This is a genomic window from Luteibacter rhizovicinus (assembly GCF_004342265.1).
In the GTDB taxonomy this organism is placed as follows: domain Bacteria; phylum Pseudomonadota; class Gammaproteobacteria; order Xanthomonadales; family Rhodanobacteraceae; genus Luteibacter; species Luteibacter rhizovicinus_B.
In genome coordinates, this window is record NZ_SMCS01000004.1 from 195686 (window position 1) to 218053 (window position 22368).

The 22368-nt window shown below is 65.0% G+C and carries 18 protein-coding genes; 9 read left to right on the forward strand and 9 right to left on the reverse strand.

What is annotated here, in order from left to right:
- Positions 1 to 439: 439 nt before the first annotated feature.
- Both dxs and EC912_RS11710 read right to left on the reverse strand, forming a co-directional pair.
- Entirely contained in the window at positions 440 to 2335 is a 1896-nt protein-coding gene (gene dxs / locus EC912_RS11705; RefSeq protein ID WP_132144189.1) for a 1-deoxy-D-xylulose-5-phosphate synthase, read from the reverse strand.
- 75 nt (positions 2336 to 2410) lie between these two features.
- Positions 2411 to 3019, reverse strand: a complete 609-nt coding sequence (locus EC912_RS11710; protein WP_132144671.1) for an HNH endonuclease — start codon at positions 3017 to 3019, stop codon at positions 2411 to 2413.
- 274 nt (positions 3020 to 3293) lie between these two features.
- Between EC912_RS11710 and EC912_RS11715 the strand changes: the two genes are divergently transcribed.
- Positions 3294 to 4049 (forward strand): SapC family protein, encoded by a 756-nt coding sequence (locus EC912_RS11715; RefSeq protein ID WP_132144191.1) that lies wholly within the window; start codon positions 3294 to 3296, stop codon positions 4047 to 4049.
- 108 nt (positions 4050 to 4157) lie between these two features.
- Here EC912_RS11715 and EC912_RS11720 read toward each other — a convergent pair whose 3' ends face one another.
- The 3 genes from EC912_RS11720 to EC912_RS11730 all read right to left on the reverse strand — a co-directional run bounded on the left by EC912_RS11720 (position 4158) and on the right by EC912_RS11730 (position 7044).
- Complete coding sequence (locus tag EC912_RS11720) at positions 4158 to 4637, reverse strand: GNAT family N-acetyltransferase (RefSeq protein ID WP_132144193.1); 480 nt, start codon at positions 4635 to 4637, stop codon at positions 4158 to 4160.
- Between the two features lie 118 nt (positions 4638 to 4755).
- Positions 4756 to 6531 (reverse strand): acyl-CoA dehydrogenase C-terminal domain-containing protein, encoded by a 1776-nt coding sequence (locus EC912_RS11725; RefSeq protein WP_132144195.1) that lies wholly within the window; start codon positions 6529 to 6531, stop codon positions 4756 to 4758.
- 21 nt (positions 6532 to 6552) lie between these two features.
- Positions 6553 to 7044: a hypothetical protein gene (locus EC912_RS11730; protein WP_132144197.1), complete on the reverse strand. Its 492-nt coding sequence runs from the start codon at positions 7042 to 7044 to the stop codon at positions 6553 to 6555.
- 188 nt (positions 7045 to 7232) lie between these two features.
- On the opposite strand from EC912_RS11730, the gene EC912_RS11735 reads away from it, so the two are divergent.
- Positions 7233 to 7712, forward strand: a complete 480-nt coding sequence (locus EC912_RS11735; RefSeq protein ID WP_132144199.1) for an SET domain-containing protein — start codon at positions 7233 to 7235, stop codon at positions 7710 to 7712.
- A gap of 53 nt (positions 7713 to 7765) precedes the next feature.
- On the opposite strand, the gene EC912_RS11740 is transcribed toward EC912_RS11735, so the two are convergent.
- Positions 7766 to 8254: a GreA/GreB family elongation factor gene (locus EC912_RS11740; protein WP_132144201.1), complete on the reverse strand. Its 489-nt coding sequence runs from the start codon at positions 8252 to 8254 to the stop codon at positions 7766 to 7768.
- Positions 8255 to 8314: 60 nt separating this feature from the next.
- Positions 8315 to 10354 carry an elongation factor G gene (gene fusA / locus EC912_RS11745; RefSeq protein ID WP_132144203.1) on the reverse strand — a complete coding sequence of 680 codons (2040 nt, stop codon included), beginning with the start codon at positions 10352 to 10354 and terminating at the stop codon, positions 8315 to 8317.
- 414 nt (positions 10355 to 10768) lie between these two features.
- Between fusA and EC912_RS11750 the strand changes: the two genes are divergently transcribed.
- Together EC912_RS11750 and EC912_RS11755 are read left to right on the forward strand one after the other, a co-directional pair.
- Positions 10769 to 11803, forward strand: coding sequence for a hypothetical protein (locus EC912_RS11750; RefSeq protein WP_132144205.1), 1035 nt, complete (start codon positions 10769 to 10771; stop codon positions 11801 to 11803).
- A 44-nt stretch (positions 11804 to 11847) separates the two neighbouring features.
- Positions 11848 to 13818 carry a hypothetical protein gene (locus EC912_RS11755; protein WP_132144207.1) on the forward strand — a complete coding sequence of 657 codons (1971 nt, stop codon included), beginning with the start codon at positions 11848 to 11850 and terminating at the stop codon, positions 13816 to 13818.
- On the opposite strand, the gene EC912_RS11760 is transcribed toward EC912_RS11755, so the two are convergent.
- Positions 13811 to 14290, reverse strand: coding sequence for an RDD family protein (locus tag EC912_RS11760; RefSeq protein WP_132144209.1), 480 nt, complete (start codon positions 14288 to 14290; stop codon positions 13811 to 13813). The two genes, EC912_RS11755 and EC912_RS11760, sit on opposite strands and share 8 nt — an antisense overlap.
- A 122-nt stretch (positions 14291 to 14412) precedes the next feature.
- On the opposite strand from EC912_RS11760, the gene xerD reads away from it, so the two are divergent.
- From xerD to EC912_RS11785, 5 genes are all read left to right on the forward strand, one after another.
- Positions 14413 to 15306 carry a site-specific tyrosine recombinase XerD gene (gene xerD / locus EC912_RS11765; RefSeq protein ID WP_132144211.1) on the forward strand — a complete coding sequence of 298 codons (894 nt, stop codon included), beginning with the start codon at positions 14413 to 14415 and terminating at the stop codon, positions 15304 to 15306.
- 94 nt (positions 15307 to 15400) lie between these two features.
- On the forward strand, positions 15401 to 16156 hold the full coding sequence (locus tag EC912_RS11770) for a DsbC family protein (RefSeq protein ID WP_132144213.1): 756 nt from the start codon (positions 15401 to 15403) through the stop codon (positions 16154 to 16156).
- A gap of 159 nt (positions 16157 to 16315) precedes the next feature.
- Positions 16316 to 20176: a phosphoribosylformylglycinamidine synthase gene (gene purL, locus EC912_RS11775; RefSeq protein ID WP_132144215.1), complete on the forward strand. Its 3861-nt coding sequence runs from the start codon at positions 16316 to 16318 to the stop codon at positions 20174 to 20176.
- Positions 20177 to 20369: 193 nt separating this feature from the next.
- Positions 20370 to 21251, forward strand: a complete 882-nt coding sequence (locus EC912_RS11780) for a glycosyltransferase family 2 protein (protein WP_132144217.1) — start codon at positions 20370 to 20372, stop codon at positions 21249 to 21251.
- Positions 21248 to 22144 carry a DMT family transporter gene (locus tag EC912_RS11785; RefSeq protein WP_132144219.1) on the forward strand — a complete coding sequence of 299 codons (897 nt, stop codon included), beginning with the start codon at positions 21248 to 21250 and terminating at the stop codon, positions 22142 to 22144. The genes EC912_RS11780 and EC912_RS11785 overlap by 4 nt, the downstream gene beginning before the upstream one ends.
- A 16-nt stretch (positions 22145 to 22160) precedes the next feature.
- Here the strand turns inward: EC912_RS11785 and EC912_RS11790 are convergent, their stop codons facing one another.
- Positions 22161 to 22367 carry a YbdD/YjiX family protein gene (locus EC912_RS11790; RefSeq protein WP_165973578.1) on the reverse strand — a complete coding sequence of 69 codons (207 nt, stop codon included), beginning with the start codon at positions 22365 to 22367 and terminating at the stop codon, positions 22161 to 22163.
- Position 22368 lies beyond the last annotated feature (1 nt).

A 22368-nucleotide genomic window follows, 5' to 3' on the forward strand; every position in this document is an offset into this window, starting at 1 on the left:
TTGGCGGCCTGATAGATAGCATGGTCCATATCCGGGACGTGCCGGCATCCCGGTCGTTCGAGCTTCGTTTCGTGAATGACTCTGCTGCGGCGATCTGCATAGAGGCTGGCGCATGGCCGAACGCTCGGGGCTATGTGGATCAACGCTCCGATGAGGTTTACGTCCAGCAGTCGGGAAAGCGCATCCCGGTCCGGGATCGGAATCTTGGTTACTGTCCAGCCGACTGCGACATTCGTGTCGCCCCTGGCGCCGCGCTGACCGCGCTTCTTCCGTATAGCGAGTTTGGTCCGTCCCTCGATCCCGATCCAACGGTCTCGAAGCAACTGGTGTTTCCGCTACGGGGTGAACAGTGCCGATGATTGGAGCCACGGCTTAACGTGTGTGTAGCTGCCGCATGGCGTGAAGGCAGGTCTCGCGCAGCCTGTGGCGGCGCAAGGCCTCATCCAGCGCTGGCTACTGCCATTGCGACATGCTGTGGATACCGCGTGCGAATGGCGGTGCGAATGCCCGGAAGGTCGAGGCCCGCCATGGTCAGCACTTCCTCGCGGCTGCCGTGTTCCAGATAGACGTCCGGAAGACCCAGGTGAAGGATGGGTAGCGTTACGCCGCGAGCGGCGAGCAACTCCGCGACACCTGCGCCAGCACCGCCCGCTATGGCGTTGTCTTCGATCGTGACGAAGGCCTTGTGCGTGCGTGCGAGTTCGAGGATCAGTTCCTCGTCCAGCGGTTTGACGAAGCGCATGTTGGCGAGTGTCGCGTCGACTTCCGCCGCGATGACGGAGGCTTGCGCGAGCATCGTGCCGAACGAAAGGATCGCCAGCCCGTGGTGTCCGCGGCGGCGTACTTCGGCCTTGCCGATGGGGAAGGTATCCAGTTCTTCGCGCATGACGGCGCCCGGACCCGTGCCGCGCGGATAGCGCACCGCCGCCGGGCCGTTGTAACGGAAGCCGGTGGTGAGCATGGTCCGGCACTCGGCTTCGTCGGCTGGCGCCATGATCACCATGTTCGGCAGGCAGCGCATGAACGACAGATCGAAGCTGCCCGAATGCGTGGCGCCGTCCGGACCGACGACGCCCGCGCGATCGATCGCGAAGGTGACGTCCAGATTCTGCAGCGCCACATCGTGGATGGCCTGATCGTACGCGCGCTGCAGGAAGGTGGAATAGATTGCGACGACCGGCTTGGCGCCTTCGCAGGCCATGCCCGCGGCGAGCGTCACGGCATGCTGTTCCGCGATGGCCACGTCGAAATAGCGCTGTGGGTATTCCTTCGAGAAACGAACCAGTCCCGAGCCTTCGCGCATCGCCGGGGTGATGCCCAGCAGACGATCGTCGGCGGCGGACATGTCGCAAAGCCAGTCGCTGAAAATATCGGTATAGGTCGGCTTAGCCGGCGCGCCCTTCTTGACCAGTCCGGCCACCGGATCGAACGGACCGACGGCGTGGTATTCGATCTGCGCCTTCTCGGCGGGCTCGTAGCCCTTGCCCTTGGTGGTCATGACATGCAGCAACTGCGGGCCAGGCAGGCCCTTGACCGTGTTCAGCGCGGTGAGCAGCTGGGGCAGGTTATGGCCGTCGATGGGGCCGGTGTAGTGGAAGCCCAGTTCCTCGAACAGCGTCGACGGGACGAACATGCCCTTGGCGTGTTCTTCCCAACGCTTGAAGAAGCGGCCGAACAGCGACTGCTTCGGAATGGCGCGTTTGGCACGCTCGCGCCAGACGTTGAGCGTGCGGCTGGACATCGCGCGCGCCATCATCTTGGTCATCGCGCCGACGTTCTCGCTGATCGACATGCCGTTGTCGTTGAGGATGACGAGCATGTTGGGCTCGACATCGCCACCGTGGTTCAGCGCTTCGAAGGCCATGCCGGCGGTCATCGCGCCGTCGCCGATCACGGCGACCACTTTGCGATGGTCGCCCTTGCGTTGCGCGGCGATCGCCATGCCCAGCGCGGCGGAGATCGAGGTCGACGAGTGGCCGACGCCGAAGGTGTCGTACTCGCTTTCCTCGCGACGCGGGAAGGGAGCCAGGCCCTCTTTCTTCTTGATCGTGGTGATCCGGTCGCGGCGGCCGGTAAGGATCTTGTGCGGGTAGCACTGATGTCCGACGTCCCATACCAGCCGGTCGCGCGGTGTCTCGAAGACATGGTGCAGGGCGACGGTCAGCTCGACCACGCCCAGCCCTGCGCCGAAATGACCGCCCGACGAGGCCACGGCCTCGATCAGGTAGCCGCGAAGCTCGTCGGCGATCGCGGGCAGCTCGTTCTCCGTGAAGCGCCGGAGATCCTCCGGCGAGTCGATCTGCGCCAGATAGGGGTAGCGGGAAAGGTCGGTCATAGTGCGTATTGTTCGCCGACACGTCGGGCCGGGCAAGGGAGAAATCGTGAACAGGCGCGGGCAGGCCCTGTCAGATCATGCCGGACGGCGGTTTTTCGGCAGGTGGCTGACCAGGAATTCCATCTGATCGGTAAGGATATTACGGTTGGAAAGGATCAGGTGCTCGACCCAACTGGGGCGATAAGGTACCGCGAGCAGGGGCATATTGGCCTGGGTTGGTGTCCGGTTGCCCTTGCGCAGATTGCAGGCCAGGCAGGCGCTGACCACGTTCTCCCATTCGTCCGCACCCCGTTTGGAGAGGGGCATCACGTGGTCGCGGGTGAGTTCGTGGCGGGTGTACTGGCTGCCGCAGTACAGGCAGATGTGGCGGTCGCGGGCGAACAGCGCGGTGTTGGTCAGGGCCGGGGCGGGGTCGATCGCGTGCTCGCGGCAATGGCCGGTGCTGGCGACGATGGGATGCAGCTGGAGGGTGCTCTGGTTGCCGCTGAGGCGGTTGGTTCCGCCGTGGACCGTGAGACAGGCCTCGCCAAGGGTCCAGGCAACGGCGCCGCGTACGTACAGACAAACGGCGTCCTGCCAACTGATCCAGTCCAGGATACGTCCAGCCGCGTCGAGGGACAGCACCCTCGTCGCATGCAGGGCGGCGACCTGAGGTGTCTCCATAGGTGGCACTTCCATCAGCATCTGTGTCTCGTCCTTCGTATCAGCGAAAGAGCGTTCCAGCAAAGCGAACTCCGTGCGAACCGGGTAAATACCCGGTCGGCTCCGCCTTAAAGGGGGCCGACAGCCCGAGCATAGCCCACTTTTGCTACGTTTCGCAGTCGCGTCGGTACGGATATTGCGGGGCTGCCGGACGGCCTTCCCACTGATATAGTGGGCGTTCGATAGCTGAGCCCGGCCGGGTTTGGAAGGGGGGCCGGGGTGGCTTCCCAGGCGCGGCGGGCCTGAGGGTTTCAACGTGGCAGAAGTGCTTTTCTACGAGCGTCCGGTTCCTCTTAACCGTACGACCCATCGCGACCTTCGCCTGAAGGCCGTGAATAACGTCCGTTTCGCCGAGAAAGTGCACTCCGTACCGTTGACCGGTGTCGAGTTCGCTCCGGCCGCCCGCGATTTCCCGATCCTCTTCGCCGGCAATGCCGTGGAAGACGCGGGTCCGATGGCGCTGCTGGGCCTTCGTCAGGGCGAGAACCTGATGATCGGCGATAACGGTTTCTGGGAGCAGGGCATCTATATCCCGGCTTTCGTTCGCCGCTACCCGTTCGTGCTGGCCGAAAAGCCGGTGGGCACCGAGGGCGACGACTTCACCGTCTTCCTCGACGAAGGCTATGAAGGCTTCAACCCGACCGAAGGCGAGCGTCTCTTCAACGAAGACGGCACCGACGCGCCGGTCCTGACCAACGCCGTGAACTTCCTCGGCGAATTCCAGGACCATGTCGCCCGCACCCAGTGGTTCATGGGCAAGCTGCGCGAGCACAACCTGCTCGAGCCGCGCACCATCACCCTGCAGAAGGACGGCAAGGGCATCAACCTCAATGGCCTCTTCGTGATCAACGAAGAGAAGCTGCGCCAGCTCGATGAGAAAGTCGCTCACGAATTCCTGAAGGAAGGCGCGTTCGGCTGGATCTACGCGCATCTGGTGTCGCTGGCCAACATCGATCGTCTTGCCGCACGTCTCGACGTGCGCGAGAAGGCCGAGGATGGCGTGCAGGCCTGATAGGTCTTTGTAACGCAGTCGCGAAAAAGCCGCCCTCAGGCGGCTTTTTCGCTTCTTGAAGGCTTTCGCGAGCAGGCGCGCTCCCACAGAAAGCTTGCCGACCGTGCGTTATCGCGAGACGGGCTTGGCCAGGCGCATCAGGTCCTCGCCGTAGCCGCTGCTTTTGTACAGTTCCCGCGCACGCTCGTTGCCGGGAAATACCGCCAGCGTCACGAACTGGCAGCGGTGTTCGCGAGCCCAGGTTTCGGCATGCCGTAGCAGGGCCTGACCGACGCCCTGGCCCTCGTATTCCTCGGCCACGGCGATGTCCGAGATGTGGCAGTTGGTGCGGCCGTTGAAGAAGTCCTGCGTTTTTTGCAGGTGGATGAAGCCGACGCGCTCGCCGTCTTCGTTCTCGGCGACGAACAGGAAGCTGTTGGGCGGCTGGTCGTCCAGGTGATGGACGAGGTCCTTGCGGATGCCCTCGATACACTCGTTGCGTCGACGCCAGGTGGGAAGCGTGAAGTCGACGAAGCGGGGAACCTGCTCAAGGATGAAGTCGTCGTCGTCGCCTTCAGCCAGGCGGATCGGAAACGCTGGATCGCTCATCGTGCGGATACCGTTGCGGCGAATGGCTCTGGAACGCCCGTTTCTACACCTTCGTCATGTCGGACGAAAGTCCCTGACGTCCGATGGCCGGTATGACCCGGCCATCGGACGTAGGGAATCAGATGACTTCGGGCAACGTTGCCACGCCCGCGTCGATCGCTGCCTTGTGCATGTGCATGCGGGGCAGGATGCGGGCGAAGTAGAAACTTGCCGTGTCGCGCTTGGACTGACGGACATCGGCAGGCACGCCGGCCACGGATGCCGCCAGTACGCTGCGGGCCCAGAAATAGGCCAGTGTCACGTAGCCGGAGTAATACAGATAGTCGACGGCGGCGGCACCGAGTTCTTCCGGATTGGCCGCGGCGCGTTTGGCGACGTCCTGGGTGAGATCGCCCCAGCCCTTCGCGGCGACGGCAAGCGGGCCGATGAAGAGCGCCAGGGCTTCGTCGCTGGCGTGGGCGTGGCAGAAATCGGAAATCTCGCCGAGGAAGTGCTTCAGGCCGGCACCCTGCAACTGCATGATCTTCCGGCCCAACAGATCCAGCGCCTGGATCTGCGTGGTGCCTTCGTACAGCGTGATGATGCGCGCGTCGCGGACGAACTGCTCCATGCCGTGCTCGGCGATGTAACCATGGCCGCCGAAGATCTGCAGGGCTTCCTTCGTGCATTCCTGCGCCGCTTCGGTGAGCAGGCCCTTGGCGATGGGAATCAGGAAGGAAAGCAGCTCGCCGGCTTTCTTGCGTTCGCTCTCGTCGGTGCCGCGCGTTTCGATATCGCTTTGCAGCGCTGCGTAGGCGGCGAGTACGCGACCGCCTTCGACGAACGCGCGCTGCGTGAGCAGCATGCGGCGCACGTCCGGGTGCGCGGTGAGCGGATCGGCGGGCTTGTCGGGATTGACCGGGCCGGAGAGCGCACGCATCTGCAGGCGTTCGCGTGCGTAGTTCAGGCTGTTCTGAAGGGCGCGCTCGGAGATGGCCAGGCCCTGGATGCCTACCGCGAGGCGCGCGGCATTCATCATGGTGAACATGGCCATCAGGCCCTTGTGCGCCGGGCCGATCAGCCAGCCTTCGGCATCGTCGAAGTTCATGACGCAGGTCGCCGAACCACGGATGCCCATCTTGTGTTCGATGGCGCCGGCGGCCACCTTGTTGCGCTCGCCGAGCGAGCCGTCTTTGTTTACCCGGAATTTCGGCACCACCAGCATCGAAATGCCGCGGCTGCCAGCCGGCGCGTCGGGCAGGCGGGCCAGCACGAGATGGACGATGTTTTCGGCGAAGTCGTGATCGCCGGCGCTGATGAAGATCTTGGTGCCGCTGACCTTGTAGCTGCCGTCGCCATTGGGTTCGGCGCGCGTCTTCAGCAGGCCGAGGTCGGAGCCGGCCTGGGGTTCGGTGAGACACATCGTGCCCGTCCAGCGACCCTCGACCAGCGGCTTCAGGAAGGTGTCCTGCTGCCATGCGTCGCCGTGGTGTTCCAGTGCGTCCGTGGCGCCCTGCGAGAGCAGGGGATAGATGCCCCAGGCAATATTTGCCGAGTCGATCATTTCCTTGGTCAGCGCGCCGAGAACGTGCGGGAGGCCCTGACCGCCGAATTTTTCGTGCGCCGTGAGACCGGCCCAGCCGCCGTCCGCGTACTGGCGATAGGCTTCCTTGAAGCCCTTCGGCGTGGTGACGGACGCGGTGGCCTTGTCGTAGTGGCAGCCTTCTTCGTCGCCCGATGCGTTCAGCGGCGCCAGCACCTGTTCGTTGAAGCGTGCCGCTTCGTCGAGCACGGCATCGATCAGTTCGCGGTTATGGTCGCCGCCGCCTTCGAGACCGGCCAGTACCTTTTCGGCGCCAAGCACGTTGTAGAGCGCAAAGCGCATGTCATCGAGCGGGGCTTTATAGATCGTCATGGTGAGTCCTGATGTGCGCGCTCAGGGCGAGCGATAGGTGTCGGGAATGCCGGGAACCGGCGAGATCCAGTTATTGCCATGCACCTCGAAGGTGCGCGGCTTCTTTTCCTGTTCCGGAAGACCGGTCACGCTGCCGGAAAGCGTGTAAGGCAGCGCGCCGCTGCTGCCCCTGGCCGCAAGGGCGGCCAGGGCGGCGGACATGTCGGCCGTGGGAAGAATGTCGACGTTCGCCACGTCGGCGGCGAACGAGGGGATATCGAGGTCCAGCTTGCGGTCGAGCAGCACGGCGCCCAGGTCGCCGACGCGCAGCTGCCCCTGGAAATTCGTGAAGGACATGCCGCCGTAGCTGTTATTGCGCAGGCGCAGGACGATGTGCCACACCCCGCCGGGTTTCGCATGCACTTCTTGCAGCGTGACAGAGGGTGGGAACACGCTTTTCTTCGCCGGGCCGCAGGCGGCGACTAGCAGCATCAGCGCGACGATCGCGCAGCGGAGTGGAAGCGAGCGATTCATGGGCGCGGGGTCGACCTGTGTATAACGTGGGACGGCGGCTGCTCGAACAACCGTTCGATGTTCGCATGAGGTAGCCTGTCGATGCGAGTGGCCCGTTTGAAACGCCGCATCAAACGCGGTTCCCAAGCGCGATGCCAGCAGGCATCATCACGACCCGACCCAATCCGTACTTCCAGCCCGGTAAACACATGTCCCGACGTATCGCCGCACGACGCTCCCCCATTCACGGCAACGGCGTTTTCGCCACAGCGCACATCGAAGCCGGCGATGACATCATCGAATACAAAGGCGACCGCATCACCCATGCCCAGGCGGACAAGCGCTATGGCGACGGCGGTGAAACAGGTCATACCTTCCTGTTCACGCTCAACGACAAATTCATTGTCGACGGCAACAGCCATGGCAACACGGCGCGCTGGATCAACCATAGCTGCGATCCGAACTGCCAGGCGCTGATCGAGGAAGCCGTTGACGGCAAGCCGTCGAAGAACGATCGCGTGCTGATCGAGGCCATCCGCGATATCGCGCCGGGTGAGGAGCTCACCTACGACTACGGCATCGTGCTGGACATGCCGCATACCGCGCGCCTCAAGAAACTCTGGGCTTGCCGCTGCGGTTCGTCCAACTGCATCGGCACGATGCTGAAGCCGAAGCGCAAGGGCGCCTGAGTCTCCCCCTGTAGGAGCCCGCAAGAGGGCTCCTAAAGAGGAGGCTGCGCTGTTTATTCGTAGTTGACCGCCACGATTTCGATGTGCCGGTCGCCGGCCGGGCGTTTCCACAGCACCTCGTCGCCCACGCGTGCGCCGAGCAGCGCGTGCGCCAGTGGCGAGAGATAACTCACGCTGCCTTGCTCCGCATCCGCCTCGTCCTCGCCGACGATGCGATAGCGCCGCTCGCCTTCGTCGTCGCGTACGGTGACGGTTGCGCCGAATGCCACGTGATCGCGAGGCTGTTCGGCCGGATTCACTTCGATCGCGCCCGAAACACGTGCCTGCAACCAGCGAATATCGCGATCGAGCGGCGCAAGCGACGACTGTTTCTCGACGGATTCCGGTTCCGCCGCCAGTGCGGCACGGTGGCGCAGCGCGTTATCGAGTCGCGCTCGCAAGCCTTCCAGGCCGCGCGGTGTCACGTAGTTCGGATGCTCGCTGACCGGCGTGTCCGGCAGGGCCTCGGGGCTGTCGTTTTCCTTGACGAATGCGCGACTCATACTTTCTTTCCTCCTCGTTAACCACACCACCAGCGAGCGGAGCATCGGGCTGTGCGACCGTCAGTCGTCGTCCGCGTGGGGTTTCCACGCTTCGGTGAGTTTGCGTTGCACGACCGGGGGCACCGGTTCGTAGTGGCTGAAATCCAGCGCGTAACGACCCTGGCCACCCGTCATCGCCTTCAGTTCGATCGGATAGTCGTCCAGCTCGGCCAGGGGCACTTGCGCCTTGATGACGATTTCGCCGCCGCGCAGCGCATCCGTGCCGAGAATGCGGGCGCGCTTGGCGGCAAGACCGCCTGTTACATCGCCTACGTTGTGTTCCGGTATCGACACTTCCAGGTCGACGATGGGTTCGAGTACCTGCGGATGCGCTTTGACGACCGCGTCGAGGAACGCTTTCCTGCCCGCGCTGACGAAGGCGACTTCCTTCGAGTCGACCGGATGGTGCTTGCCGTCGTAGACGATCACGCGAAGATCCTGGATCGGGTATCCCGCGACCGCGCCGCCATCCAGTGCCTGCCGGACGCCTTTCTCGATCGCGGGCATGAACTGACCGGGGATCACGCCGCCCTTGGTTTCGTCCGCGAACACGAAACCTTCGCCGCGTCCCAGGGGTTCGATGCGCAGGAATACCTCGCCGAACTGTCCCGCGCCTCCGGTCTGTTTCTTGTGCCGGTGATGGCCTTCCGCGGCGCCGCCGATCGTTTCCCGATAAGCGATGCGCGGCGGATGCGTCGTGACGTCGACGTCGTAACGCGCCTTCATCCGTTCGAGCATCAATTTCAGGTGCAGGTCCGAAAGGCCGCGAATGACAGTCTCGTTCAGTTCCTTGTGGTGTTCGACGCGGAAACACGGATCTTCTTCGGCAAGCTTCGCGAGGGCCTGGGAGAGTTTCTGTTCCTGTCCTTTATGCGCGGGTATGACGGCCAGGCCGAACATCGGCTGGGGATAAGCCACCGGCGCCAGATGGATGCGTTCGCCGTTGGCGGCATCGTGCAGGATGGCGTCGAAATGCACGTCGTCGATTTTCGCCACCGCGGCGATATCGCCGGGCAACGCCTCGTCGATCTCGACGTGTTCCTTGCCCTTCAGTCGAAACAGATGCGCCACCTTGATGGGCTTGCGTCCGTCGTCGACGACCAGCAGGGCGTCCTTACGCACGGTTCCCTGATAGACGCGGAAGATGCCCAGCTTGCCGACGAACGGATCGTTGACGATCTTGAAGACGTCGGCGACCACATGTCGCGCGGGGTCGGCAAGCACATCGACCGGTGTGTCCTTTCCGTCCAGGAAGGGCGGCGGATTGACCTCTTTGGGGCAGGGCAGGATGCGTTCGATAAGCTGCAGGAGTTCAGGCACGCCGATGCCGTCGCGCGCGCTGGTAAAGCAGATCGGGACCAGGTGCCCGTCGCGCAGGCAATGTTCCAGCGCGTCGTGAAGCTCGTCCGCTGTGAGCGATGTTTCGCCGCCTTCGAGAAAATGTTCCATGACCTCGTCGTCTATCTCGACGACCTGGTCGATGATGTGGCGATGCGCTTCGTCGGGCGATGAAAAATCGCTTTCGCCGCGTGTCTGGAAGTACACGTCGCGTACCGAATGACCTTGCGTCGCGGGCAGGTTCACGGGCAGGCAGCGGTCGCCGAACTCTTCGCGAAGTGCATCCACGATGCCCTTCAGATCGATGTTCTCGACGTCGATACGGTTGACGATGACGATGCATGCGAGACCGCGTTCCCTGACGTGGTTCATCATGGTTCGCGTGCCGTGCTCGATGCCGTTGGCGGCGTTGACCACAACGGCTACCGTATCGACGGCGGTCAGGGCCGCGAACGCGGGGCCGCGGAAGTCCGGATATCCCGGTGTGTCGATGAGGTGAAAGCGGAAGCCGCCGCGCTCGATGCTCGCGATGGCTGAATCGATGGAATGGCCGCGGGCCTTTTCCTGCGGATCGGAATCGGACACCGTGCTGCCGCGTTCGACGGTTCCGGTCGTCGCGATGGCGCCGCCGGCGTGAAGCAATGCTTCGAAAAGCGTGGTCTTGCCGGCACCTGCGTGGCCGGCAAGGGCGAGACTGCGGATGCGTTCCGTGACGTGCGACACGATGCGACCCTCCTCTTGTGAGAAGCGGCTTCGGCGGCGTCGGGTGCGGCGTCGCGTCTCGTCCGCTATCTGCGTGACGACAAGCGGGCCGTCACGGTCGTCCGGATGGCGGACGGTCATGGCGGTGGGCGGGCGGTTGAGCCCGTCCCCTAGACTTCTCCCAATCGGGGCGGGAATCAAGTGGGGCGAGTGGACGTGACTTCCCTCGGCCTCACCCCGTCCTGACCGTCATTCCGGCGCACGTGCGCCGGAATGACGGTCAGGTGAAGGGAGGGCTGTCGGGAATCTTTCCCCCGATCCGGGGTCAGTCAGCAGGGACTCACCGCGACGCCTTACACTCGGGCGCGCTCCACCACACCTCGCGGGACATCACCATTGAACAAGCCTGTCGACTCCGGGACCGCGGTCTGACGCATGCAGTATCCCGGTAAGGAATCTCCCGAATTTTTACGGCATCACCGGCTCGATACGTCGGGGGTGGGCGGCCGTTCGGGTCTGACGCCACTGGATGGCGCGACGCGCGATCTGCTGCATGGCATGCGCTGGCGCAAACCGCCGCGCGATCCTTTCCGCTTCGGCGTCGCCTTCGCGCTGGCGCTGATCTTCCATATCGTCCTTATTTTCGTCGTCCGCTACGAAATGCAGCCGCAGCCGATAGTGCCCGCCGAAGTGCCCGTCAGCGACGAGGACGTGCTGCAGGTTCGCCTGCTCGATGCACCGCGCCCGCCACCGGCAGCGCAGGTCGTAACGCCTCCACCCACGGAGCCGCCGCCGAAGGTGAGTTCGCCCGAGGCGACCCGTCCGGCGCCGAAGCCCGTGCCGCATCGGGAAGCGCCGGCGAAGGATGCGATGACCGCCACGGTGGAAGCGCCCGCTCCCGCACCGGCCACGTCCGTGGCGCCGAAGCTCAATATTTATGGAACCGACGGCAGTATCACGCTGACCCCCGAAACGAAGGGAAGCCAGCCGAAACCGGACTACGTCCAGCCGCATCCGACCGGCGACAGTCAGATCATGGAACACAAGACCGCCGTCAAATACACCGAGACGCGGTTCGAGAAGGACTGGGCGCCTCGCGATGAAAACGTCATCAACAAAGGCCTGCGCAAGGCGATGGAAAAAACCACGGTCAAGAGCACGATGAACCTTCCCGGCGGTGCTCGCCTGCATTGCTCGACCGTGTTCTTCGTATTGCCCGTGGGCTGCGGCGGTGACCCGCCGCCTCCGCCGTCGAAGAAGGACGGCGACGTGCGCCTCAACATGGCGCCGGCCAATCCGCTGGTGAAAGACCTGCCCGACGATCCCAACGCGCCGCCCAAGCAGACGGAGGCCCAGTGCATCGCGGCCTTCCGTGCCGATAAGCCGTTACCGCAGGGCTGTCCTTCGGACACGCCCATCAAGGCGATGGATCAGGAAAACGCGGAACGGAAGCGCAGGACCGGCGGTTAGGTCTCATTGTCATTGCGGTCGGCGGTGCCCCACACTACCGACCCATGCCAACACCGCCCATTCCGGACAGCGACACGACTGCTTCGCTGCCCGCCTCGCCGCGCGAGGCGGCAATGAATGCGCTCGTCTATCGCCGCCGGTTGCGCGAGCGTCCTCGCGATCGGCTGCTGCGTGTCATGGCGATGGTGGGTACGCTGGTCATCCATCTGGTTTTCCTGTTCGGGATGATTCTGGGGCCGGCGTACGACGTGCTGCCTCCGCTACCGGATCAGGATTCCGAAGCCGCGCTGGAAGTGCGGCTGATCGACAAGCCGCCTCCGCCCGTGCCTCCGGTACGTGGCACGCCGTCGAAGGCGCCGGTCGAGAAATCCCGGCGAGCGAATGCGAACGCGACGGCCAGCAAGGCATCGCGCGATACGCGCGCAGCGGCGGTCGCGACGAATGCGCGCTCGGCGATACCGGCCATCGCCGTTCCCGCCGCCGTGCCGCCCGTCGTGAAGCCAAATATGAAAGTCGTTGCACCGATGCCCAGCATCGAAGCGACGCCCGAGCGTCCCGTCGTCCAGTCCAAGGCGCCGCCTCCGCAGCCGGATCTGGAGAAGGTTCCCATCCCCGAGCAGGCGCCACCCGATCTGGCAATGGACCAGCCGCAGCCGAAAGTCGTGCCGCCGCGCTTTCAGCCCGAACCTGTGCGCAAGGCGCAGATCGAAGGCACGGTGGCGATGCCGCCGCCGGCGTCGCTGGCCATTCCACCCACGCCAGCCTCGCAACCGGATGTGCGTCCCACGCCGCCGCAGATCGTCGCCGACTCGGCGGCCAAAGTTCCGACGACGTCCATGACGCTGGCGACCGTGCCGCGTCCCGAGGTCGAAACCACGGCCGCGCCGCCGACTCCGCAGGAAGAGCCCTTGCCGACCGTCGCGGCGGAACCCACGGCGCCCGCGCTCGACCTGAAAGTCGACGCCCGTTCCGTGCCGCCGAAGGTCTCGCCGGACAACATCCGTGCGCCCAGCGTAGATACCACGGCGGAACTCGCCGCCATTCCGCTACCGGATGCGGTGCCGCGCCCGGCGATAGGCGCGCCCGTATCGACGGCCGATAAACCCGCTGTGCAGGCACCGGAGGTCGCGCCCGGCGACGTCCAGCGACCGCTTGCCGGCATCGACACGACGGCGGCGAAGCCCGGCGAAGCGCCGGGCGATATCGCTTCGGGAGAATCGACGGCACAGACGCGGAACGAACAGGGCAAGGCCGCCGGCGAGCATGCGGCTGCGACAACCGAAGGTGCGCCGGGCGCACCCGGCGAAAGCGTAGCTGCCGCCTCGGGATCGAATACGCCGGGCGCCGTTGCGGAGACCGGTAAGCCGGGTGCGGCCAACGGCGCCGACACCGGCACGAAAACCACCGGCGCCAACGGGACGTCGCAGCGCGACGACGGTGTCGCGGGCGGGCAGGGCGACAAGCGCGGTGCCGTCGGTACCTACATACAGGTCCGTCCGCACGGCAATACCGACGTGATGACTCGCGGCAGGGTGCACGTCGATTATCAGGCCACGCGCTTCGATGGTGCCTGGACGCCGAAGGGCGAAAGCTCCGTGGACACCGCCGTGCGGCACGGCGTGGAAGGCAGTACGGTCAAATCGGCCATCTCTCTGCCGCGTGGTGTGCGCGTCGATTGCTCGGGTGGCCCCGGCACGCCGAATCCGGCGATGAAGGCGATTTCGCTGTTGTCCTTCGGTTGCCACGGCGACAAACCCGGCGAAGCCGTTGCGCAGGATGCACTGGCGAAAAACCAGACGATGGCACCATCGAAACCGCTCGCGGCCGACCTGCCGCCGGCGAACGCCGCGACGACAGCCGCTCCTGCGGTGGTGCTCGACAACAGCGCGCTATGCGCGACCGCGCGAGTCTCGGGCGGCCCGTTGCCGCCCGGTTGTGCGGCGGACGTGCAGATCGCCCGTCCCGCCCCGAAACCCGGCGACTCGTGGGTGCCGGCCAGCGATCAGTTCAAGTAGTCAGCGGCCGGATTTCGGTGCCGGCGACCATGTCGTAAATGGCACGGCGACGGGCGTCGAAGAGTGCGGGAGCAAGCAGGATGGCCCAGCCGATGGCCGGTGCCCACGCGGCGATACGCAGCGATGTGAGCGGATAGATCGTCAGCAAGGCGATGGGCAACGCGGCGACGACCAGACGGATCGCGGCGCGCTGCCAGGTCAGCGGGCGGCCTTCGCGGTCGGTAACGCGAATGCGCCAGGGGCGCATCCCCAGCGTCTGTCCGCCGCGCAGCCACGAAAAGAAGAAGTAAGCGCCGACGACCAGCCCCTGCACCGGCTGGTACCACCAGGTCAGCAACTGGCCATGCTCGTCCGCGATGCGCCCACCGGTCGCCATCTGGGCGAGCAGTCCCACGACCATGACAATCGCGATGACGGCGAGCAGGTCGTAGACGATGGCGGCGAGGCGACGCCAGAAGGGGGCTGCGTGCATGGGCGGAAGCTTCGGTGGATGCAGTCGCGGATTGTAGACGACTGGCCGCCCCGGCCTGTGGCGCGCGCGATTCTGCAAAGGCTCGTCGTGTGTCGGGCGCGGCGCGACGGTAAACTCCCCGCATGATTTCTCCTGCCGACGAAACCCTGATCGCCCGTTTCATCGAGCGCGTCTGGTCCGAGGACGGGCTGGCCGATCGCACGCTGGAAGCGTACCGGCGCGACCTTGAAGGGCTGGCCCGCTGGCTGGCCGGGCGGGGTCGTAGCCTTGCCGATGCGGGGCGCGAGGATCTGTCCGCGTATCACGGCGAGCAGCCGGTTGCGGTGCGCAGCATGGCCCGCCGGCAATCGGCGTTTCGCCGGTTCTATGCCCAGCGGGCCCGCGACGACGGCGCGCGCGAGGATCCCACGTTGCTGATGCAGCGCCCGCGCATGCCGCGAGGCCTGCCCAAGGCACTTCCCGAACGCGATATCGAAGCGCTGATCGTTGCCCCGGACAGTTCGACGACGCTGGGTCTGCGCGACCGGGCGATGCTGGAGCTGATGTACGCCTCGGGTCTGCGTGTGTCGGAACTGGTCGAGTTGCCGTTGTCGGGTCTCAACCCACGGCAAGGCGTGCTGCGCGTGACGGGCAAGGGTGGCAAGGACCGGTTGGTGCCCGTCGGCGAGGAAGCACTGACGCATATCGATGCCTATCTGGCTGGCGCGCGGCCGCAACTGGCGCGCGGTCGTCAGCCGGTGGCGCTGTTCCTGTCGCAACGGGGCGAGGGCATGACGCGGCAGATGTTCTGGACCCTGGTCAAGCGATATGCGATGCAGGTGGGTATTCCGGGCAAGCGCGTGTCTCCGCATGTATTGCGTCACTCGTTCGCCACACACTTGCTCAATCATGGTGCCGACCTGCGCGCGTTGCAGATGCTGCTCGGTCACAGCGCGCTGAGTACGACGCAGATCTATACCCTGGTCGCCAAGGAAGGTCTGAAGCGCCTTCACGCCCAGCACCACCCCCGTGGGTGACCATGGGGCCTGTGCAACAATAGGGAACCGATCGGCCTGCGCCCGTGTCAAAAACGGCTAGCCCAATCGTCGGTTCGACATGGAGTAGTACCCGATGTTCAAGAAGACCCTGCTGGCCCTCGCCGCCAGTGCATTCGCCTTCGCGGCCGTGGCCGCGGACAACGACGAAAAAACCGTTCGCGCCGCCGTGGAAGCGCTCGGCCCGGGCATCCAGGTCGACAGCGTCGCGCCCGCGCCGATGCCGGGCTTTTATCAGGTCGTGGCCTCCGGGCGTCTGGTTTATGTCAGTTCCGACGGGCGGTACATGCTCAACGGCAATCTGGTCGACCTGAAAGCCAAGACCGATCTCAGCGCGCAGAGCTGGGCCGCCACGCGCAAAGCCGAACTCGCCAAGGTTCCCGCGTCGAGGCGTCTGATTTTCTCGCCGCCGAATCCGAAGCACACCGTCACGATCTTCACCGACGTCGACTGCGGCTATTGCCGCGAACTGCACAAGCACATCGAAGAATTCAACAAGCAGGGCATCGCCGTCGAATATCTGTTCTGGCCGCGCGAAGGCCTGCAGACCACGTCCGGCGGCGCAACGCCGTCGTACACCAAGGCCGTGTCGGTCTGGTGTGCGTCGGATCGCAAGAACGCTTTCAATCAGGCCATGACCGGCGCAAGCGTCAAGCCGGCGACCTGCGAGAACCCGGTCAAGGACGAATTCGAACTGGGCGAGCGTCTTGGCGTTAACGGCACGCCGACGATCCTCACGGAGAACGGCGATGTGGTCGGCGGTTACGTCACCCCGGCCCAGCTTCTGAAGGCCGTAAACGCGCCGGCCGGTTCGGCAGCCAAGGGCGGCTGAGCGACGCCCCGTTTGCGTGTGCAGGAGCCCGCTTGCGGGCTCCTGCATGAGGTCTTGCCGGCCTGCGGCAGATTGACGCACCCCTCTCGACGCACCCCAACATGCTGTTCCGCAGCATGATGTAGAATGCTCGTTTTCCCGTAGCGCCATCCCTCCCGCATGATCGCACTCGACGGGCAGAGCGCCCTCTCGCCTTTCCGCCTCGAACGCCTGAACGCCCGCCTGGATGCCCTGCATCACGGCACGCGCGTGCAGGCCTCCTGGCATACGTACTTCATCGATGTCGCCGACGCGCCGCAGGGCGACGCTCGCGCGCGCCTTTTGCAGGTGCTGGAGGCGAAGGACATCGCGCCCGAAGCGGCCACGCTGTGGGTCGTTCCGCGTCTGGGTACGATCTCGCCGTGGTCGAGCAAGGCCACCGATATCCTGCATGGCGCCGGCTTCGACGTCCGTCGCGTGGAGCGTGGCATGGCTTGGCGGATCACGGGCTTGCCCGACGCCGACGAGCCGAGCTACGACGCGGTGATGACGTCGCTTTTCGACCCGATGACCCAGTCGGTGCTGACCGGCATCGAAGAGGCTCATGGCCTGTTCCTCGTCGGCGAGCCCGGTCCGCTGGGACGTATCGAACTCGGCGACGACGCGCGTGGCGCGTTGTCGAAGGCGAACGTCGAACTGGGCCTCGCCCTGGCCGACGACGAAATCGACTACCTCGCGGAACGTTATGCCGAGATGGGGCGCGCGCCTTCGGACGCCGAGCTGATGATGTTCGCGCAGGCGAACTCGGAGCATTGCCGCCACAAGGTATTCAATGCCACGTGGACGATCGACGGCGCGGAACAGGATATTTCGCTGTTCGGTATGATCAAAAACACGCACCAGAAATCGCCCGCGCATACGCTGTCCGCTTATCACGACAACGCCGCGGTGATCGACGGCTACGAAGGCAAGCGTTTCTTCGCCGATCCGGCCGATGGCGTTTACCGCCCGCACACCGAGCGCGCGCCTTTCGCGATCAAGGTCGAGACGCACAACCATCCCACCGCCATCGCACCGTGGCCGGGCGCCGCGACCGGCGCCGGCGGCGAGATTCGCGACGAAGGCGCGACGGGGCGCGGCGGCAAGCCGAAGGCCGGTCTTACCGGTTTCTCGGTGTCGCATCTGCGTATTCCCGGTCTGAAGCGTCCGTGGGAAACCGATCGTCCGTTGCCGCCGCGCATGGCGTCGGCGTTCGAGATCATGCGCGACGGCCCGCTCGGCGCCGCCGCGTTCAACAACGAATTCGGCCGGCCCGCACTGGGCGGTTACTTCCGCACGTTCGAACAGGAAACGGGCGAGAAGGGCGTTCGTCGCGGCTACGACAAGCCGATCATGATCGCCGGTGGCCTTGCCGCCATCCGTCCCGATCTGGTCGACAAGCGCGCTGTACGTCCGGGCGACAAGGTCATCGTTCTCGGCGGTCCGGCCATGCTCATCGGTCTGGGCGGCGGTGCGGCCTCGTCGGTCGCTTCGGGTACGTCCAGCGCCGAACTCGATTTCGCATCGGTGCAGCGCGACAACCCCGAAATGGAACGTCGTTGCCAGCAGGTGATCGACGCATGCTGGTCGCGTGGCGACCAGAACCCGATCGTCAGCATCCATGACGTCGGGGCGGGCGGTCTGTCCAACGCGATTCCCGAAATCCTCAACGACGCGGGCGTCGGTGGCGTCATCGATCTGTCCGCCGTGCCGTGCGACGACCCCACGCTGTCGCCCATGCAGGTGTGGAGCAACGAATCGCAGGAGCGTTACGTTCTCGCCATCGGCGGCGACGACTTGCCGCTGTTCGAATCGTTCTGCGCGCGCGAACGCTGTCCGTACGCCGTCGTCGGCGAAGCCACGGCCGAACCGCGCCTGCTCGTGCGCGATCCGCGTCGCGACCTGACCGTGATCGACCTCGGTATGGACGTGCTGTTCGGCAAACCGCCGCGCATGCATCGCGAGGCGAAGCGCGTCAAACCGCGCGTCGACCTGGTCGCCGATCTCACCGGCATCGGCATGGACGAGGCGCTGATGCGCGTCCTGCGCCTGCCGGTTGTCGGTAGCAAGAACTTCCTCATCACCATCGGCGATCGCACCGTCGGCGGCCTGAACACGCGCGACCCGATGGTTGGTCCGTGGCAGGTGCCGGTGGCGGACGTTGCCGTCACGATGACCGGCTTCGACGGTTATACCGGCGAAGCGATGGCCATGGCCGAACGTGCGCCGATCGCGTTGCTTTCCAGTGCCGATGCCGCACGCATGGCGGTCGGCGAGGCCATCACCAATCTCGCCGCCGCGCCGCTGAAGCTCGACGAGCTGCGCCTGTCCGCGAACTGGATGGCGGCCGTGAACCATCCGGGCGAGGACGCCGCGCTGTTCGACGCCGTGAAGGCCGTCGGCATGGAGCTGTGCCCCGAACTCGATATCTCCATTCCGGTCGGCAAGGACTCGCTGTCCATGACGACGGTGTGGAAGGATGGCGAACAGAAGCAGAAAACCGTATCGCCGGTGTCGCTGGTCATCACCGGCTTCGGTCGCGTGGAAGACGTGCGCCGCACGCTGACGCCGCAGATCAAGCTCGACCGTGGCGATACCGAACTGTGGCTGATCGATCTCGGTGCCGGTCGCGATCGCCTTGGCGGTTCCGCACTGACCCAGGTCTTCAACCGTGGCGGTGGTGTACCGCCGGATCTGGACGATCCGAAGCGACTGCGCGCGATGTTCGAACTGATCCAGGAAGCCAGCGCCAGCGGCATGCTGCTGGCATATCACGACCGTTCCGACGGCGGTGCCATCGTCACGCTGCTGGAAATGGCGTTTGCGGGTCACTGCGGTCTCGAAATTCGTCTGGACGGCTGGGCCGACGCGACGCTGCGTGCGCTGTTCAACGAGGAGCTGGGCGCCGTCGTGCAGGTGGCCGCCGCGAACCGCGAAGCATTCGAGTCGCTGCTGGTGAAGCACAACCTCGCCGGCATGACGCACCAGATCGGCCGGCCGAAAGAAAAGCTCGGCATCAAGCTCTATCTGGGTGGCGACGCCGTTTTCAAATGGTATTGGTCGGAACTCTTCGCCGCGTGGAACGAAACCAGCTACGCGATGCAGCGCCTGCGCGATAACCCGCAGAGCGCCGATTCGGAGAACGACTGGCGCAAGGACGATGCCGATCCGGGCATCACTCCGAAGCTGACGTTCGATCCGGCGCAGGACGTCGCCGCGCCGTACATCGCGAAGGGCGCACGTCCCCGCGTGGCCATCCTGCGCGAGCAGGGCGTCAACGGTCAGGTGGAAATGGCCGCGGCGTTCGACCGCGCCGGCTTCGATGCCGTGGACGTCCATATGTCCGATCTGGCCAGTGGCCGGATTCACCTGAACGATTTCCGCGGCTTCGCTGCCTGCGGTGGTTTCTCGTTCGGCGACGTATTGGGTGCGGGTCGCGGCTGGGCCACGTCCATCCTCTACAACGAAAAGCTGCGTGCGCAGTTCCAGTGGTTCTTCGAGGACACCACGAAGTTCGCCCTGGGCGTTTGCAACGGTTGCCAGATGATGTCGGGCCTGAAGGACATCATTCCCGACGCGAAGCACTGGCCGCAGTTCCTGCGCAATGCGTCGGAGCAGTACGAAGCGCGCCTGTCGACGCTGGAAATCCTCGACTCGAACAGCCTCTTCTTCAAGGGCATGGCCGGTTCGCGCATTCCCGTGGCGGTTGCGCACGGCGAAGGCCGCGTGTACTTCCCGAGCGTGTGCAGCCCGTCGAAGAGCCATGGTGCCGCCCGCTTCGTCGACAACCGCGGTCGCCCGACCGAAAGCTACCCGCTGAATCCGAACGGATCGCCGGGAGGTCTTGCGGCGTTCACCGCCGCCGATGGCCGCGTCACGATCATGATGCCGCACCCGGAGCGCGTATTCCGTACGGCACAGCTCAGCTGGCATCCGGATAGCTGGGGCGAGGATTCGCCCTGGATGCGCATGTTCCGCAATGCGCGGGTGTGGTGCGGCTAACCCCGCGCCGTTCTTGTAGGAGCCCGCTTGCGGGCGAAAGCCAACGGAGCGGCGATGCCCTGCGTGACATCCGCAGCCCGCAGAACGGGCTCGCGAATGTGAGCATCCGTCTTCTTCGCCCTGTTGGCTTTCGCCCGCAAGCGGGCTCCTACAAGAGAGCAGATGGGTTTCGGCCGCATGGCATAATCGGCGCGTGAACAACCCCATCACCCCTTCGCCGAAAGTCAGCATCGTCATCGTCCTTGCCGACAGTGGCCCTTTCACGCGCGAATGCGTGGAGCATGCGTTGCTCTCGCCGCTGCCTGTCGAAGTCATCGTGGTCGACAACGCCTCGTCCGATGGCGTGCCGCAGGCCATCGATCGCGCCTATGCCGACGACTCGCGCGTGCGGGTTATGTATAACGGCGCCAATCTGGGTTTCGGACCCGCGATGAATCGCGGCGTCGCGACGGCGAATGGCGAGAGCGTTCTCATCCTCAATCCCGACTGCCTGCTGGAGGCCGACACGCTTCCCCGCATGCTGGCCTATATCGGCCCGCGGACGGGCATTGTCGGTGCGGTCGTGTGCGACAACCAGGGGGTGCCCGATCCCGCCTCGCGTCGCCGCGATCCGCTGCTCGCGCGGGCGATCAACACGATGACCGGCCGCGACAGGGACGATGCCCGCTATCCCGGCGTCAATATTCCCGGTCCGCTACCCGATGGCCCGGAGCGCGTCGAAGCCGTGTCCGGTGCCATCATGCTATTGCCGCGCAAGGTATTCGCGGAATTGCATGGTTTCGACGAAACCTATTTCCTGCATTGCGAAGATCTCGATCTGTGCCGTCGCGCACGCGACGCGGGCTATGAGGTCATCCTCGCCGGCGACGTACGCGTGTTGCATGGCAAGGGTGGATCGAGCCGGCACCGGCCTGTGTTTGTCAGCCGCTTCAAGCATCGCGGCATGTGGCGATGGTTCCGGTTGCACGATCCGGCGGCACGCAAGCCGCTCGTCGCCGCGGTCGTCTGGCTTGGTATCTGGGCGCATTTCGTCGTCAGGATTCCGGGACAGCTGTGGCGACTGGCACGGCGATGACGTCGCCGCGCGCGACCGGTCTCGCCACGATCGGCCTGCTCGCGGTCACCGCGGTCTGGGGTTCTACGTTCGTACTGATCAAGGATGTCGTCGGGCGCATGTCCGTCGTCGATTTTCTTGCCGTGCGTTTCGCTATCGCCGCCGTCGTCATGCTGGTGCTGTTCGCGCGTCCCGTTCTTAGGCTCGGCTGGCCGCAGCTGGTGCGCGGCCTTGGTCTGGGCGTGCTCTATGGATTCGCGCAATGGTTGCAGACCGAGGGATTGTCGTTGACCTCGCCAAGCGTCAGCGGATTCGTCACGGGCATGTATGTCGTCTTCACTCCTCTGCTTGCCTGGGCACTGCTGGGGCAGCGCATGCCCGCCGTGACCTGGGTCGCCGTCGCGCTCGCGACCATCGGTCTCGCGGTGCTTGCACTGCACGGTTTCGAAGTCGATCTTGGCGTCTGGCTGACGCTGGCGTCGGCGGCGCTGTACGGCTTGCACATCATTGGCCTCAGCCGCTGGTCGCGGCCCGGCGAAGCATTCGGCATGTCGGCTGTGCAGATGGTGGGCATTGCGACGGTAAGCCTTTGCTCCACGCTTCCCCACGGACCGTCGCTCCCGCCCGATAATGCGGCATGGATCGCGGTGCTTTACATGGCGCTGGTGGCCGGTGCCGGCGCGATGCTTGTGCAGACCTGGGCGCAGGCCCATCTGCCGGCGACGCGCGCGGCGATCGTCATGACGACCGAGCCGGTATTCGCGGCGGGATTCGCTGTGGTGCTCGGTTATGACGCACTCACGCTACGCATGGCGATCGGCGGACTGATGGTGCTGGCCGCGATGTATCTGGTGGAACTGATGCCCCGGCGGAAGGGCGAACCCTCCGCCGAGACGCTTCATCACGAGGTGTAGCAACGCGGGTTTCGTTTCAGCAACAACGCCCGCCCGTACCCTTGTACCGCGCGATCTGCCGCTCCCTGAAGAAGTCGCCGTAACTCGGTATCGGCCGGTCCGGGTGATGCTCCTTCAGATGTTTCACATAGACGTCGTAGTCGGGTACGCCGCAGCAGAGGCGGGCGGTTTGCACCGCCCACTTCCAGATCGACCGCGGCTGTTGTGACAGGTTATCGGTCATG

What these genes read in the sequence shown, in the direction of transcription:
- EC912_RS11735 (WP_132144199.1), top strand. Translation starts at nt 7,233, where the DNA reads ATGTCCCGACGTATCGCCGCACGACGCTCCCCCATTCACGGCAACGGC.
- purL (WP_132144215.1), top strand. Translation starts at nt 16,316, where the DNA reads ATGATCGCACTCGACGGGCAGAGCGCCCTCTCGCCTTTCCGCCTCGAA.
- EC912_RS11730 (WP_132144197.1), bottom strand. Translation starts at nt 7,044, where the DNA reads ATGAATCGCTCGCTTCCACTCCGCTGCGCGATCGTCGCGCTGATGCTG.
- EC912_RS11770 (WP_132144213.1), top strand. Translation starts at nt 15,401, where the DNA reads ATGTTCAAGAAGACCCTGCTGGCCCTCGCCGCCAGTGCATTCGCCTTC.
- EC912_RS11755 (WP_132144207.1), top strand. Translation starts at nt 11,848, where the DNA reads ATGCCAACACCGCCCATTCCGGACAGCGACACGACTGCTTCGCTGCCC.
- EC912_RS11750 (WP_132144205.1), top strand. Translation starts at nt 10,769, where the DNA reads ATGCAGTATCCCGGTAAGGAATCTCCCGAATTTTTACGGCATCACCGG.
- EC912_RS11720 (WP_132144193.1), bottom strand. Translation starts at nt 4,637, where the DNA reads ATGAGCGATCCAGCGTTTCCGATCCGCCTGGCTGAAGGCGACGACGAC.
- xerD (WP_132144211.1), top strand. Translation starts at nt 14,413, where the DNA reads ATGATTTCTCCTGCCGACGAAACCCTGATCGCCCGTTTCATCGAGCGC.
- EC912_RS11760 (WP_132144209.1), bottom strand. Translation starts at nt 14,290, where the DNA reads ATGCACGCAGCCCCCTTCTGGCGTCGCCTCGCCGCCATCGTCTACGAC.
- EC912_RS11725 (WP_132144195.1), bottom strand. Translation starts at nt 6,531, where the DNA reads ATGACGATCTATAAAGCCCCGCTCGATGACATGCGCTTTGCGCTCTAC.
- EC912_RS11740 (WP_132144201.1), bottom strand. Translation starts at nt 8,254, where the DNA reads ATGAGTCGCGCATTCGTCAAGGAAAACGACAGCCCCGAGGCCCTGCCG.
- dxs (WP_132144189.1), bottom strand. Translation starts at nt 2,335, where the DNA reads ATGACCGACCTTTCCCGCTACCCCTATCTGGCGCAGATCGACTCGCCG.
- EC912_RS11790 (WP_165973578.1), bottom strand. Translation starts at nt 22,367, where the DNA reads ATGACCGATAACCTGTCACAACAGCCGCGGTCGATCTGGAAGTGGGCG.
- EC912_RS11710 (WP_132144671.1), bottom strand. Translation starts at nt 3,019, where the DNA reads ATGCTGATGGAAGTGCCACCTATGGAGACACCTCAGGTCGCCGCCCTG.
- EC912_RS11785 (WP_132144219.1), top strand. Translation starts at nt 21,248, where the DNA reads ATGACGTCGCCGCGCGCGACCGGTCTCGCCACGATCGGCCTGCTCGCG.